Source organism: Paenibacillus xylanilyticus, from assembly GCF_009664365.1.
Taxonomy (GTDB): domain Bacteria; phylum Bacillota; class Bacilli; order Paenibacillales; family Paenibacillaceae; genus Paenibacillus; species Paenibacillus xylanilyticus_A.
Map to the genome: position 1 here is coordinate 1,839,781 of NZ_CP044310.1, position 13,596 is coordinate 1,853,376.

Sequence of the window (13,596 nt, forward strand, 5' to 3'; positions counted from 1 at the left end):
CCGGAAAGGAGGTACAGAGAGATGTTGTTCAAGCGTACACGAGTTCCTATGCCCAAAGGGCGTTATTTCAGGCGCAGTCTGATGATGATTCTGCTGATCGCCTGCATTCCGGGGGTTATTACGGGAGTGCTCCTTTATGGATGGATTACGGTCAAAATGGAGCATATTTTGCAGCAAACGCATTTGCGGCAATTTGAACAACGCACCGCTTGGGTCGGCGAACAATTGGATGCGCTTGAACTGACTTTCTCACAATGGGCCTTCGATCCAGTGTTCGATAACCGTCTGAAGGATCTCGATTTTGTCTACAAGTACAAGCAGGTTCATGAGCTCTATCGATTGCTGCTGATGATTAAGAATTCCAATACGCTGATTGGCAAGGTTCAACTGTATCTGGAAGAACCCAGAGCCGTGAAGATGGATTCGGAGCGGTATGATTTTATGAGCGACCCTAAGGAAATTGAGATGTACCACAGCCTGACTGAACAGCCGCGGGCCACCTATTGGTCCCGTTCCATGGATGGCGCCTCCATGATGATGGTGAACCGGCTTCCGAGTGGAAGTGATGATGCTTTGGGTGCGTTAACCATTACTTTGGATAACAAACAGCTTGGCAGCATGCTGCAGACCTTGTCTCCGTATGAGGGCGGGACGACCTTTTTGCTGAATGAACAGGGAGTACCTTTGCTTCCTCAGGATCAAAATCTGGGTGAATTACAGCAAGCTGTCCGTGAACATGTGCTCAAGCTTGAAGAGAAGCCCAGCTCCTTCCTGATGGAATACGAGGGTATGACCTATTCGATTCAGTCCGGCACTTTTCGCAGATTGGGTACGGATTGGACTTACGTATCTGCGGCTCCGTTGAATGAAATTGTAGCTCCGATTGTGTCCGTACCCCGAATCGTTCTGCTCATTAACGGAAGTGGATTGTTACTCGCTCTGCTCCTGTCATGGATTGGTTCGCTACAGCTCTACAAGCCATTCACGAGATTGCTGCGAATATTTACTGCAAACGGTGTGGACGGAGAGGCTGCTGTTCCTGCTCGGACTTCATGGCCAAATGGAGCAGCAGCATCCAGCTCGGCCGTGCAGCTGGATGAAATCAAGCATATCGAACAGCACTGGATTGGCGTGAATCGTGAACGTGAATCCCTCCAGCGGCGGCTGGAGGAACATCTGCCACTCGCGAGGGAGAGTCTGCTGATCCAGCTGACGCTAGGTCATTTGCTGTTACCCAGTGACCATGAATGGCGGGAACGTCTGTCCCAAGTGGGATGGAATCTCCACGAGGAGCAGTTCATGATTATGCTGGCTCATATACGTCCGGGTCCTGTTACCCTTCAAGAGGGCGGCTACCTCAATCGGAGTGAATCACCAGAATGGATCAGCTTGGCGGCAGCCGAGATTTTGGGAACACAGCTCGAAGATTTCCCTTACCCCACAGAAATACTCAACTATCACGACATGTCGATCGCTCTGCTGATCGCCATCTCGCCAGATGACCAACCGGGGGCACCTGCATCCCGGGAACAACTCATTGCAATAGGGCAGCGATGGCTGGAGATCGTGCAGTCCGAATTGGATGTACGTATGACGATCTCGATTAGCAAGATCACATCCGATGCTTCTCATATACCGCAGCTGGTCAGAGAGTCGAGAGCGGTTTTGAGGCAAAGGCAGTTTTCTTCAGGTGCAGGCATCATCGATATGATTGAAAAAGCAGAACAGGATCGGAAGGAACAGGGAACGTATCCGCTTGAATTGGAACAGGACATCATCTCGGCCTTACGTAACGGCGATCAGGGAACAGCCATGGAGCGCTTCCGATTGTTCATTGGCAGCTACGCCCATGTAGAAGCGGCAGAGAATCAGGCCAGACAGGCCGTTTTTCAACTGCTCGCCCGGATCCAGCACACCCTGCTGCAGTTAGGCGAAGATCCGGTACAACTATTCGGTTTGGCGGTGTATGAAGAGGTGCTGCAGCTGCGTGACCTGGATGAGTTATTCTCATGGTTCAAGGAACGAATCGTGCATGTATGTGTGGAGGAATTCACTGGCAAGGAGGAGAAGCAGATACAGATGGCTGTGCATCAGATCAAGGAGCATGCCGAACAACAATATGCAGAAGCGTTATCGCTGGATGAACTCGCGGACATTCACGGAATTCACTCCTACACGTTAAGCCGGGCATTCAAGCAGGCATTCGGACAGAACTTTGTGGACTATCTGACAGAGGTGAGACTAGGTCGGGCAAAGGTACTGCTCGAATCCACAGACGTCAAAATCAATGAAATCGCAGAGCAGGTTGGTTATCAGCCCAGTTATTTTAACCGATTGTTCAAGAAAAGCGAGGGAACGACACCCAGTCGATACCGGGAGGACGTTCGTAAGCAGAGTGAGCATACTCGGGGCAACTGCTCTGTCTAATCTTCCGACGAAGGAGAGTGGAATGTAACGTGTCACAGACCAAGCCCGACATTATTTTTCTAATGACGGATCAACAGCGATGGGACTGCATTGGAACATTTAACGAGCATATTCATACGCCGAATCTGGACCGACTTGCTTCCGAAGGGATTACGTTCCGTGAAGCGGTATGCCAATCCCCCATGTGTGTACCAAGCCGTAGTTCGATGATGATGGGATATTATCCATCACAGCTTGGAGTTCGCACGAATTACGGCGGTCTCTTTGAGGAAGACAAACTACCGTCCGAGCCCCTGCCAGCATTAATGCAGCGTGCAGGTTATCAAACTGCCGGATTCGGGAAAACCCATTGGAATCATGGCGATGGCGTGGATGAACCTTCTACGCGCGGGTTCGAAGTGAGGTCCATCGGTCTCTCCCGGCAGAGCGGTCATTACGAGCAAGGGGCTACCATGATGGGGGATTCTCATCCTGAAGCGCTTGAAGCATACCATCAGGAGACGAAGGACTTTGGCGGTGGAGAGGAAAACGTTAACGGCTACACGGGTCTTACGAGCCAGATTCCCATGAATCAGCATCGAGACGGATGGGTAGCCGAGCAGGCACTGCAGTTTTTGGATGAGGGAATAGATCCGGAGAGGCCGTTATTTTTTTATCTGTCCTTCCTGAAGCCGCATGCCGGATTCAATGTACCTCGGGAGTTTGAAGAACTCTACAAGCTGGAAGATATTCCGGACATTCCTCAGCCGCCATGGGAAGAGGAAGCTTCAACACATCTGGCAGCTTCGGATGACCTGAACAGCAATAGTCGTGCTGCGTACCTCGACAAGAAGAGTGTGTGGGAGAAGCGAAGTCCGGAAGAGCGGCGAAGGACCACACTGAGGTATTGGGCGAATTGCTCCTGGCTAGACCATTATTTTGGACAGGCTCTTGAGAAGCTGGAGAAACGGGGAAGGCTGGACCATGCACTGATTGTATTTGTATCGGATCATGGAGAAATGCTTGGGGAGAGGCATTATCGCTTCACCAAATATAATCTGTATGACAGCAGCGTAAGAGTGCCGCTCATCCTGGCGGGTACCTATATTCCGCCTGACAAGCGGGGAACAATGGACCGGAGGCCCGCGGAGCTGGTGGACCTGGTGCCGACGTTAACGCGTGCAGCCGGACTTGACGCCAATCCGATGTTACCCGGGGTGGATTTGCTGGGCAATCTCCGGCACCGCGGAACATTTTGCGAATTTCATGGCAAAGGTGTAACCGCGCCCCATTCAGCGCCAGCCTATATGTGGCGGACAGCAGAGTGGAAACTTATTCTGTACATTGAAGGTTCTGTCGCGGAGTCTGCTTCCCGAGTGCATGAAACCAGAGGCGAATTGTATCATCTGACTGCTGATCCGCATGAATGGACGAATCTGTATGAGGAACAGCAGCATGCCAGCATCAGGGAGCAGTTGAAGACGGAGCTGCTGATGCATCTGGCGGTTAGCTGGGCGAAGGGCCCATTTTTCTACGATCGGGGAGGAACCAAGCCGTTAGAGTCGTGAGAGCAATCGCTGCTCTAATACTCACTGACATTTCCTAATGAAAACTCATACCATTGTCCACGTTAGAACAGGTTGGATAGAAATAGCTGTTGACCGGGCAGCCGGAGGCAAAGTTGATTATCACTAAACCAGATCAGTCGATCTCACCGACTGGTTCATGGGGCGGAGATAACAGGCTTTGCCTTTTTTGATATGCATAGTGTTAGGTTAATCCAAATAATGGAGGGGAACCGTTGATGAAATCCATAACGACTGCAGTAGGAAAAAATAGAGTATGGTTAACCTGGCTTTTGGGCGGATTGATAGTATTGTCTGGTATAACTTCACCGGAAGGCAGTATACCTCGGGCACATGCTGCAGGAGGGTCTGCGCCGCGCCTGGTTGAAGATCTGGGAAGAGGGCTTACTGCCGTATATCTGGGTGATAACAAGGTATATCTTAGCTGGCGTCTGCTGGGTACAGAACCACAGCAGGTTACATTTGATATTTATCGCCGTACAGGGTCCGAGGAGATCAAGCTGAATGATTATCCACTTGCCGAAGGAACGAACTACACAGATGAGAATGTAGATGTAACCCAGAGTCATACGTATATTGTGAAATCTTACGTGAGTGGGACTTTGCAGGGGGAAATTGCCGAAGTGGAGCTTGCAGCCGACCCTGAGATTCGAGATTACTTCCGTATTCCATTGCAAGACATAACGTCCAATCCATCCGATTATTTTGTGCAGCATGGCTGGCCAGGTGATCTGGATGGTGATGGAGAATACGAAGTTGTGGTGACCCGGATCCCTGTCAACGGGGGCAACAAATATGTGGAGGCGTACAGCCTGACTGAAGGTTTCCTCTGGCGGATTGATCTCGGTCCATACAGTGTGACAACCATTGATACCTATAACGCACCGCCTGCTTCCGTCAGCGAATTCGGGGTTGCTGGACTTGGGGGTTGGCGGGATAACGACAATATTACCGTGTTTGACCTCGATAGTGATGGGAAGGCCGAAGTGCTGCTGCGTACCTTTGAAGGTGTGACCTTTGCGGATGGCAAGATTATCCCTGCTTCAGCCGAGCGTGCGCAATATGTGTCTGTTGTGGATGGACTGACCGGTATTGAGGCAGCACGCACAACCATCACCAATGATTATGCAGCCGATGGTCCGCTCAGCGGCCACTTCGGCATTGCCTATCTGGACGGGGAGCATCCCAGCCTGATTACAGCACTTAAGAATCGTGCACTCAGCCGCAATTTTCAGTATGTGACGTCAGCTTACGACTATGCAGGTGGAGCATTGAATGAGCGTTGGAGACACACTGGAGCGGACGGCGAGTTTTTCCATCAGATTCGCATATTAGATCTCGATGAGGATGGGAAAGACGAGGTTTCATTTGGCGGATGGGCACTCGATGATAATGGGGAAACGTTATATAGTCTACCTGGTGTAGTCCATGGTGATCGGTTCCATATCACAGATATCGATCCGAATCGGCCGGGGTTGGAACAATTCGGTATCCAGCAGGCCGAGAACGGGAACGTTAATCAATTTCCTTGGTTTTATGCTGATGCTGCAACGGGCGAGATTATTCGCACAGGAGAACTTCCGCAGGACGTTGCACGAGGGACACTGGCCGATATTGATCCCCGGCACAGCGGGCTTGAGATGTGGTCCAGCTCAGGCAACATCTACAACGTGGACGGCGAAGTGATCAGTTCGGTCCAGCCTTCGACCAATTTCAGAATTTGGTGGGACGGGGATGTGCTCAGTGAACTGCTGGACAAGAATTTTGTGGAAAAGTGGAACTGGGAACAGAATGAGGCAACACGTCTGTTTACCGCGGACGATGTTCGTGTGAATTCCAGAAATGCCCCTGTCCTGTATGGTGATCTGCTTGGAGACTGGAGAGAAGAGGTTCTCTATGAAACAAATGACTTCAAGGAGCTGCGTCTGTATACAACAACAATCCCGTCGGATGTCCGCCTCTACACGCTGCCGCATAATCCGGCATATCGCAATGGCCTGGCTGTAAAAGGATATATGCAATCCCTCCTGACAGATTATTATCTGGGCGAAGGCATGTCAGAACCTCCGTATCCGAATATTCGCCCTGCCGTGTACAACAGGGACTAAGCTATAATCCTGCGGAAGGAGATGTTTCAGATGCGTGATCTTCGCCAAAGCATATCATTCTGCAGCTGTGCTGCAAGCCGAGGTAATCAATAGAAGGGAAAATGACATCATCAGCTGCAATGAAAAATAAAGCTTTCAGTGAGCTTGATGTGCCATCTGCTGATCCATTATCACAATCAGATTCAATCAGACTATATCACATCACAGTGTGTGATGGATACGGCGTCCACGTATTAACAGATGGTTCCTACCCATGCCAATACACCAGAATCCACTGGGCACATCGGAAACCGATGTGCCCAGTGGATGTGTTGACCGTATAGCTGCATAGATGTCAATCTGCTACTTTGACCCGAATCAGCAATCCAAACAGTCCCAGTACGGCAAACGCGATAAATGCTGTCGTATTGGAGAATGCATCAATCGTGTAACCCGCAATGGAAGAGCCGAAGAACTGTCCTGCACCCAGTGCAAGAAAGGCAAGACTGATCCCGATCGACGTATTTGGACGAAATAGTCTGGTTGCCCACACGATAAACACGCTGGTCAGGAAGATGTAGGTGCTTCCGAACAAAACGGCAGACGTCAGACTGGCAGTCATGGATGGCAGAATAATAACACCAAGGGAAATGGCGAGCAGCAGGATTCCGACATGATAGGAACGCCCGATACCGATTCGATCGATAATTCGGCCGGCACAACCGCCCAGAATCCCCAAAACCCCCATCACAATCCAGAACAATACGGCTTCCGAATCGGAGGCCCCTTTTTCGTCCGTCAGAAAGCTTCGCGCGAACGTCCAATAGATCGCAGAACTGAAGCCTGTCAATAGAGAAGCCATAAGCAGAGCTATACCAGGTCTAGTGGGTTTCATGCATGCCCAGAGTGATTTGGTGCAAGGTTCGGTTTTGCGTGGCGATAGAACGCGTCTGTTCCACAACAAAACTAAAACGCCAAGAATGGCGAAAAAAATATAGGACCAGCGCCAGTATTCACTGAACAATAGATAAATTGGGCCGGAAACGATAATGCCAAAGCTTGTTCCCGTGTTAATCCAGCTGTTGCCTCTGGCCTGCTGCTCAGGCTGAAGTTCCGCATAGACGGTGTTACCCAAGGCAGGAGAAGCCAGGCCTGTGCTCAGTCCCGCGAGAAATACGGCTATGGTTAGGACCAAGGCATTTGGAGAAAGGGCGATGCCAAGTAAACCAAGTATGGCGCTTAAGCCTGCCATTTGAATAACCGGGTAGTGACCGATGCGATTAATAATTAAAGGTGCAATGATCAAAGAGAGACAATAGGCAATGTAAGTAGCTGAATTGATTGCACCTGACTGGGTATCATTCAGCTGCAGCGTTTGCGAAATTTCCGGCATAAACAGACCATAACTGAATCTCCCGAACGCATAACATACCGAAATAAGTGCGATCCCGGGAAAAATAATTCGTTTCAACATATCCACCGCCTTTTTAGATAGAACGATCATTATATTTCTGCTGAAATAAAAAAAGTGAGTTGAACTATAACTCACCCGGTGTGGGACAACTTGAAACTGTTTCGAGTCATGTCAAGCAGCTCCCGGCAGACAATACTTACTTCTTGAGTCTCAGCGAGCGCGGTGGAGCCCTCCAAGAGTAGGGAAAATCGGATCATATCCCGGTCCGTAATGGACGCATCCAATTTTTTTATCAGGGTCATCACATGTTTTTTGTGCGCATGCACAGCTTGAACAATCACATGTTCCGGATCGCCGCCAAACTCTTCCTTGGCACGCAAGAACATACAACCTCGGGACTCGTGCTCCATCAGCCAGCGTGCATGCCCTTCAGCTAAATTCAGAAACAGGGGCTGTGCCTTGTTATCGGCATATTGTCTCAGCTGTTCCAGATATCGCTGTTCTCTCCGAAGAAGAACTTCCACAATGAGGTCATCCTTGGAATCAAAGTGATTATATAAGGTCATGATGGCAATATCTGCATCCGTGATAATTCGCTTCAGGCCAATGGAATGAAATCCATGCTGATAGAATAAATTTTCCGCCACGTTCAACAGCATTTCCTTTTTGCTGCTCATAGCTGCAATCTCTCCCTTTAGGATCAGATAGAACGATCATTATACCCTAAATTATAACAATTCAATTCGGTTGTCAAATTCTGTGAACCATTTCAATCTCCATTCCGTGCAGCGTGTCTACCCACTCTGCGGGACATCCATCGTCCGTGATGACCATGGAGATCTGATCCAGGGGTGCAATCTGGGCAAAGGTGGAGCGTCCAAATTTGGTGTGGTCCGCTACAAGAATGGATTCCTCCGCACGTTCCATCATCTTACGGGAGATCTGGGCTTCCTCCAGCATATAATCTGTGATGCCATCCGTTAACGATATACCACCGGCAGAGATGAAAGCTTTATTAACTTTGAATTGATTCAACAATTCATGAGCTAGATGCCCCGTCGAGGCTTGTACCGCTGGATTGATATCGCCTCCGGCAAAAATGATCTTACCTGCGAAATCCTCCAGCGCACAGGCAAGAATGGGTACAGAGTTGGTAATAACGGTGATCTGTGACCGATTTTTCAGCTGGCGCATGATTTCAAGCGTCGTTGTCCCATTGTCCAGCATTACGGTTTCCCCATCCTCAATTAGAGATGCTGCAGCAGCGCCGATACGTTGTTTTTCGGTCATTTGCAGTAATGAACGCTTCTGAAAAGGGTCTTCAATCATTCCTGAGCGTACACGTACTGCACCGCCATAAACTTTACGCAATTCACCTTCTTTTTCAAGCCGGTCCAAATCGCGCCGGATGGTCTCCGTTGATACCTGAAAGTGGTCAGCCAGCAGCTGCACCTGAACTTTTCCCTGGGTGGCCAATTGAGCCAGAATGGTCTGTCTTCGTTCTTCGTAGGTTAATGACATACAATATCCTCCCGTTATCCATTTCGTACTTTTTTCTATTCTACGTTAATTTTTATACTTCTAGCTATAGTATGCTTGCTGCATGACCGGAATAAATGTATTGACAGGATGAAGAGGTAGAGATAAGATCGGATCAAACAATCAACATAAAACCACAAAAAACCACAGAGATGTGGTGTATGTACATAACGAACCATTAGGGGGAACCAATATGAGACGCCAGCTTGCATTTCAAGCGGATGAAACGTTCAAAATTGTTCAGTTTACGGATCTGCATTGGAAAGATGGTCGGCCTGAAGACTTGCGTACCCGTCAGTTGATGAAAACGGTCATTGAAACAGAGCAGCCGAACCTCGTTGTATTTACGGGTGATGTAATCTACACAGGGCCCGTTGATCCCGGGAAAAAGGCGTGCGAGTATCCAGAACAGGCTTTCCGTGAAGCCGTATCTGTTGTGGAGGAATGTGGGATTCCGTGGGCATTTGTGTACGGTAATCATGATACCGAAAATCGGATTACACCGGCTGGTCTGATGGATGTCATTCAGGAGCATCACCATACGGTAACAGAGCCGGGCCCGGGAGAAATTGCAGGGATGGGCAATTACACACTTGAGATTGCAGGAGCGGATGGCGCTCCGGCAGCCGTGTTGTATTTTCTTGATTCGGGAAGCTATTCGTCGTTCCCGGAGATCCCCGGTTATGGCTGGGTTCAGCCCAATCAGATCCAGTGGCTGATGTCTGAATCCACACGCGTGAATCCCGGCCGCAGCCGTGGGGAGAAGCTTCCAGCCTTGGCGTTTTTCCATATCCCGATTCCGGAATATCAAGTGATGTGGGACACTCAGACATGTTACGGCAGCAAGCACGAACCGGTCTGTGCTGCACAAGTCAACTCCGGTCTGTTCTCGGCGCTGCTGGAGATGGGCGATGTGATGGGTACGTTCTGCGGACATGATCACGTGAATGATTTTCACGGCGAACTTCACGGCATTCGTCTCTGTTACGGGCGCTCAAGCGGGCACAATACCTATGGAAGAGAAGGTATGCTGCGCGGAGGAAGGGTCATTCAGCTGCAGGCAGGTCAGCGCAGCTTCGATACCTGGATTCGTCTCGAAGACGGATCACTCGTCATGGAACAGCCGGAACATCAACCTGAGAGCACTTAAGCGAAATAGAGTTCAATAGAGCAAGGCAATTAGAGAGGAATTAATAACGTATGATTTTACCGATATTTCTGGTGCTCGCATCCGGAATGGCTCATGCTGTCTGGAGCATGTTCACCAAACGAAGTTTGAATAAAAGTGTGTTTCTGTGGTCCATTATGATGATTCCTACCGTCATCCTGCTGCCTGTACTCATTGTGGAGCTGGTACGTGAACCCTTAACCATGGCGGCTTATGCCCTGTTGGTTTTATCGATGGCTCTGCAGGCGTTGTATTCCTGGCTGTTATCTCAAACCTACGAGCTTGGTGACTTGTCCCAGATTTATCCGATTATGCGGGGAACGAGTACCTTGCTGGTGCCTCTGATCGGTGTCTTTTTCCTGGGAGAAACCCTGTCTTCGTTCGGATGGATCGGGATTGCCTGCATGCTCGGTGGATTTCTGGTACTTAGCGGGGTAGGAGGCAAAGATGCCAAGCAGGGCTCACGAAAACAGGGATTGAAGCCGGTCCTTATGGCTTTATGTGTGGGACTATGCACGACCAGTTATGTATTTGTGGACAATTTAAACCTGCAGCATATCTCGCCCTTGTCACTGCTTGAAGTGACGAACATCGGATTCGTTGCCGGACTGACACCGGCGCTTCTGGCTTCCCGGCAATTACGCCAGGAGTGGAAAGTGAACCGATCCACTATTATGCTTGGGGCACTATTGAACCCAGGTTCGTACCTGTTATTCCTGTTTGCTCTAGAGCAGGCTCCCATGGCGAGATTGGGCCCTTTGCGTGAAGTTGGAACGGTATTTGCGGCGTTCCTCGGCATTTTATTGTTAAAAGAGCAGCAGGGGAAAAAGCGGATACTCTGCTCCATCGTCATTTTTGGTGGAATCCTGCTGATCGGCATGTGGGGATGATTTTAACTCCAGGTTTTGGATACATGGTGTATGCCCTTGCTGCTGTTTCTGGCTTCTGAAGCTTCCCAATGAAGCTTCCCAATAAATCTTCCTTTAATCCCCTCAGTGGAGACATACCTTAAGGAGCATCTGTCCAAGATGATCTTCCAGGTATGACTGAGGGGTTTTGTCTATTTTATCGAAGGTACGCAAGCATGGTATATTGGAGTCAGAGGAGTTCAATGAGGTAGAGTCATAGAATAGGGCCTAACGAGCAAAAAAGTAAGGAGAGGATCAGGTGCTGCTTGAGGAGAGATTCATCCAGTCCATTAAGGCACATGAGAAATTAATGCATGATTTGCGGCAGGTTCGGAGCCTGGGGCTGCCTGAGTGTTACATCGGTGCGGGGTATATTCGTAATTATATCTGGGATCTTCTCCATGGCTATACTCAGCGCGAACTGCACAGCGATATTGATGTAGTATACTTCGATCCCAAAGATCTGAATGAAGACCGTGATGTCCAACTGGAGCTGCAGCTGCGGGAGGCGACGGGCAATCCCAAGTGGTCCGTGAAAAACCAGGCGAGAATGCATCTGCGCAATGGCACCGTGCCTTATCAGTCTACAGAAGATGCCCTGCGATACTGGCCCGAGATCGTAACCGCTATAGGCGTTCAGCTGGATGAACAGGACCAGATCAGGTTCTGTGCCCCGTATGGATTGGATGACCTGTATGCCTTAACTGTTCGCCGCAGTCCGTTATACGAGAATATCTTGGAGTACAACCGGCGTGTAGAGAAGAAGCGCTGGCAGGAGCAATGGCTGAAGCTCACAATTGTGAAGGGATGAGTTTCAAAAGCCGTAATGGACCTCCCGTTGAACCTGCTTACATACGATCCATGGAGCCTGGTGGCAAATTTGGGTCGTAACGAACATTCATATCATTTGTTTATTTGGTATACAACAGCCTGATTGTGGGATCCGTAGAGAGCAAGCGGTGCAGGTTTAAGAAGGAGTGTTACCCGGTTAATGAAAAAGTTTATTCAAGATAAAGGCCTGATCATTGATCTTTTTCTGGTAGCCTGTTTTGTCGTTTTTCTGATATTCTGGGGCCGAAATTTCGCGGTGATGTTGTTTGGGCTGCTTACGGTCGCTTTTATCATACTTCGACGGATTGACTACCAGAAGCATGTGGTGCTTAAGCGCATTTTGTTGACGGTGTTCGGTATTGGCGCGGTTTCCTTTGTCATTATTGAAGCACTGGTATTTACACAGCTAAATGCGAACGATCCGGAGCAGGCGGATTATGTCATTATCCTGGGGTCAGGCATCAGAGGCACAGAGTTATCACTGACGCTGAAGCAGAGACTGGATGCCAGTCTGGACTATATCCGCAACCATCCGCAGACGCCGGTTATTGTATCCGGAGGTCAGGGGCCAGGGGAGTCGATCCCTGAAGCACTCGCCATGAAAAACTATCTTGTGGACCAGGGAATAACGCCAGCCCAGGTTATTATGGAAGACAAGTCAACGAGCACGCAGGAGAATATGGCCTTTTCCAAAAAAATTATAGACGAAGCGGGGCTGGAGCACCCCGAGATCATGATTGTAACCAGTGACTACCATATGTTCCGCTCCAAGTACTTGGCTGCCAAAAATGGCTACGCTGCCGAATACGGCATTTCGGCCCCGTCTCCGGGATACCTGAAACCGATCAACATGATCCGTGAGTATTTTGCAGTGGTCAAGGCTTTTATGTAGAGTTATCTTCTCTATTCACATTCAAAAGTTTCACGAGGTGCTGAATCTCAGAACATGTGCAAAAAGCAGTTGAGCAGAATGGATTCTGGCTTGACTGCTTTTTGTCGTTGTTCAAGTGAATTCAAGGATACTCAGCCAAATCATGTTATAATATACGTCATTAATAGAAGAACGATGTAGGAGTGAATGACGATTACCACGTATATGTTACCTGCTCTCTATGAGCAAAAGAAGATTTCAACGAACGACATGGAAGAATTTGTACGTCTGCTTGCACAAGCACCCTTATTATATGATGACGGCTCAAGCATCCGGGCTGAGGATTTTACGGAAGGTTTGGACATGGAAATCAAGCATGAAGTTCGGCCTGCTCTAATGGAGCTGTATGATCTGGCTGTTAAGGCCTGTCGGCAGTTCCCTGATCCGGCTTCCTATGAACAGCTTCAGGATGCTCTGGGGTTACAGGCAGAACTGTGGCAGGAAGAAGTGCTTGATCTTGCCTCGTGGATGAACTGGCTGAAGCAGGTTGGGGAAGGACAGAAGGCCCTGCCGGAGTATGATTTTGCAAGCATGCTTGGGACACTGCCTGAAGGATTCATGATTCATGATTTTTATGATGAACTCCGTTATCAGTTGGAGCATAATCCGTCAAACACCTGGGCGATTCAAGAGCGGGATCGGCTGTATGCAGCCATGGGTGCCAAATAACATCGAACGAAACGTGCAGTAACCGTGTTTATCCATATAGGAGAGATTGTCTTATCG

At 49.2% G+C, this 13,596-nt stretch carries 11 protein-coding genes; 8 read left to right on the forward strand and 3 right to left on the reverse strand.

Annotation, left to right across the window (positions count from 1 at the left end; translation table 11 throughout):
• The first annotated feature begins 21 nt into the window (after positions 1–21).
• The 3 genes from F4V51_RS08370 (at position 22) to F4V51_RS08380 (ending at position 6,100) form a co-directional block, all read left to right on the forward strand.
• A complete protein-coding gene (locus tag F4V51_RS08370) occupies positions 22–2,427 on the forward strand; it encodes an AraC family transcriptional regulator (protein WP_153977632.1) in 2,406 nt (801 codons plus the stop codon).
• Positions 2,428–2,456: 29 nt separating this feature from the next.
• Positions 2,457–3,974, forward strand: coding sequence for a sulfatase family protein (locus tag F4V51_RS08375; RefSeq protein WP_153977633.1), 1,518 nt, complete (start codon positions 2,457–2,459; stop codon positions 3,972–3,974).
• A gap of 236 nt (positions 3,975–4,210) precedes the next feature.
• On the forward strand, positions 4,211–6,100 hold the full coding sequence (locus F4V51_RS08380; RefSeq protein WP_236146795.1) for a rhamnogalacturonan lyase family protein: 1,890 nt from the start codon (positions 4,211–4,213) through the stop codon (positions 6,098–6,100).
• Positions 6,101–6,434: 334 nt separating this feature from the next.
• Here F4V51_RS08380 and F4V51_RS08385 read toward each other — a convergent pair whose 3' ends face one another.
• From F4V51_RS08385 to F4V51_RS08395, 3 genes are all read right to left on the reverse strand, one after another.
• Positions 6,435–7,583: an MFS transporter gene (locus F4V51_RS08385; RefSeq protein ID WP_236146728.1), complete on the reverse strand. Its 1,149-nt coding sequence runs from the start codon at positions 7,581–7,583 to the stop codon at positions 6,435–6,437.
• A 41-nt stretch (positions 7,584–7,624) separates the two neighbouring features.
• Positions 7,625–8,170, reverse strand: a complete 546-nt coding sequence (locus F4V51_RS08390; RefSeq protein WP_153977635.1) for a TetR/AcrR family transcriptional regulator — start codon at positions 8,168–8,170, stop codon at positions 7,625–7,627.
• A 73-nt stretch (positions 8,171–8,243) separates the two neighbouring features.
• The gene (locus tag F4V51_RS08395; protein WP_153977636.1) at positions 8,244–9,014 is read right to left on the reverse strand and encodes a DeoR/GlpR family DNA-binding transcription regulator; all 771 of its coding nucleotides are present in this window, start codon (positions 9,012–9,014) and stop codon (positions 8,244–8,246) included.
• Between the two features lie 211 nt (positions 9,015–9,225).
• Here F4V51_RS08395 and F4V51_RS08400 point away from each other — a divergent pair, with 211 nt between their 5' ends.
• The 5 genes from F4V51_RS08400 to F4V51_RS08420 all read left to right on the forward strand — a co-directional run bounded on the left by F4V51_RS08400 (position 9,226) and on the right by F4V51_RS08420 (position 13,539).
• Positions 9,226–10,182, forward strand: coding sequence for a metallophosphoesterase family protein (locus F4V51_RS08400; protein ID WP_153977637.1), 957 nt, complete (start codon positions 9,226–9,228; stop codon positions 10,180–10,182).
• Positions 10,183–10,232: 50 nt separating this feature from the next.
• Positions 10,233–11,090: an EamA family transporter gene (locus F4V51_RS08405; protein WP_153977638.1), complete on the forward strand. Its 858-nt coding sequence runs from the start codon at positions 10,233–10,235 to the stop codon at positions 11,088–11,090.
• A gap of 277 nt (positions 11,091–11,367) precedes the next feature.
• Entirely contained in the window at positions 11,368–11,919 is a 552-nt protein-coding gene (locus F4V51_RS08410) for a nucleotidyltransferase family protein (RefSeq protein WP_323131807.1), read from the forward strand.
• A 180-nt stretch (positions 11,920–12,099) separates the two neighbouring features.
• Positions 12,100–12,831 carry a YdcF family protein gene (locus F4V51_RS08415; RefSeq protein WP_153977639.1) on the forward strand — a complete coding sequence of 244 codons (732 nt, stop codon included), beginning with the start codon at positions 12,100–12,102 and terminating at the stop codon, positions 12,829–12,831.
• A 186-nt stretch (positions 12,832–13,017) separates the two neighbouring features.
• A complete protein-coding gene (locus F4V51_RS08420; protein ID WP_153977640.1) occupies positions 13,018–13,539 on the forward strand; it encodes a hypothetical protein in 522 nt (173 codons plus the stop codon).
• Positions 13,540–13,596 lie beyond the last annotated feature (57 nt).

Bases quoted from the DNA above. Each gene is read 5' to 3' on its own strand.
- F4V51_RS08370 (WP_153977632.1), top strand. From the start codon at position 22: ATGTTGTTCAAGCGTACACGAGTTCCTATGCCCAAAGGGCGTTATTTC.
- F4V51_RS08380 (WP_236146795.1), top strand. From the start codon at position 4,211: ATGAAATCCATAACGACTGCAGTAGGAAAAAATAGAGTATGGTTAACC.
- F4V51_RS08385 (WP_236146728.1), bottom strand. From the start codon at position 7,583: ATGATCGTTCTATCTAAAAAGGCGGTGGATATGTTGAAACGAATTATT.
- F4V51_RS08390 (WP_153977635.1), bottom strand. From the start codon at position 8,170: ATGAGCAGCAAAAAGGAAATGCTGTTGAACGTGGCGGAAAATTTATTC.
- F4V51_RS08395 (WP_153977636.1), bottom strand. From the start codon at position 9,014: ATGTCATTAACCTACGAAGAACGAAGACAGACCATTCTGGCTCAATTG.
- F4V51_RS08400 (WP_153977637.1), top strand. From the start codon at position 9,226: ATGAGACGCCAGCTTGCATTTCAAGCGGATGAAACGTTCAAAATTGTT.
- F4V51_RS08405 (WP_153977638.1), top strand. From the start codon at position 10,233: ATGATTTTACCGATATTTCTGGTGCTCGCATCCGGAATGGCTCATGCT.
- F4V51_RS08415 (WP_153977639.1), top strand. From the start codon at position 12,100: ATGAAAAAGTTTATTCAAGATAAAGGCCTGATCATTGATCTTTTTCTG.
- F4V51_RS08420 (WP_153977640.1), top strand. From the start codon at position 13,018: ATGACGATTACCACGTATATGTTACCTGCTCTCTATGAGCAAAAGAAG.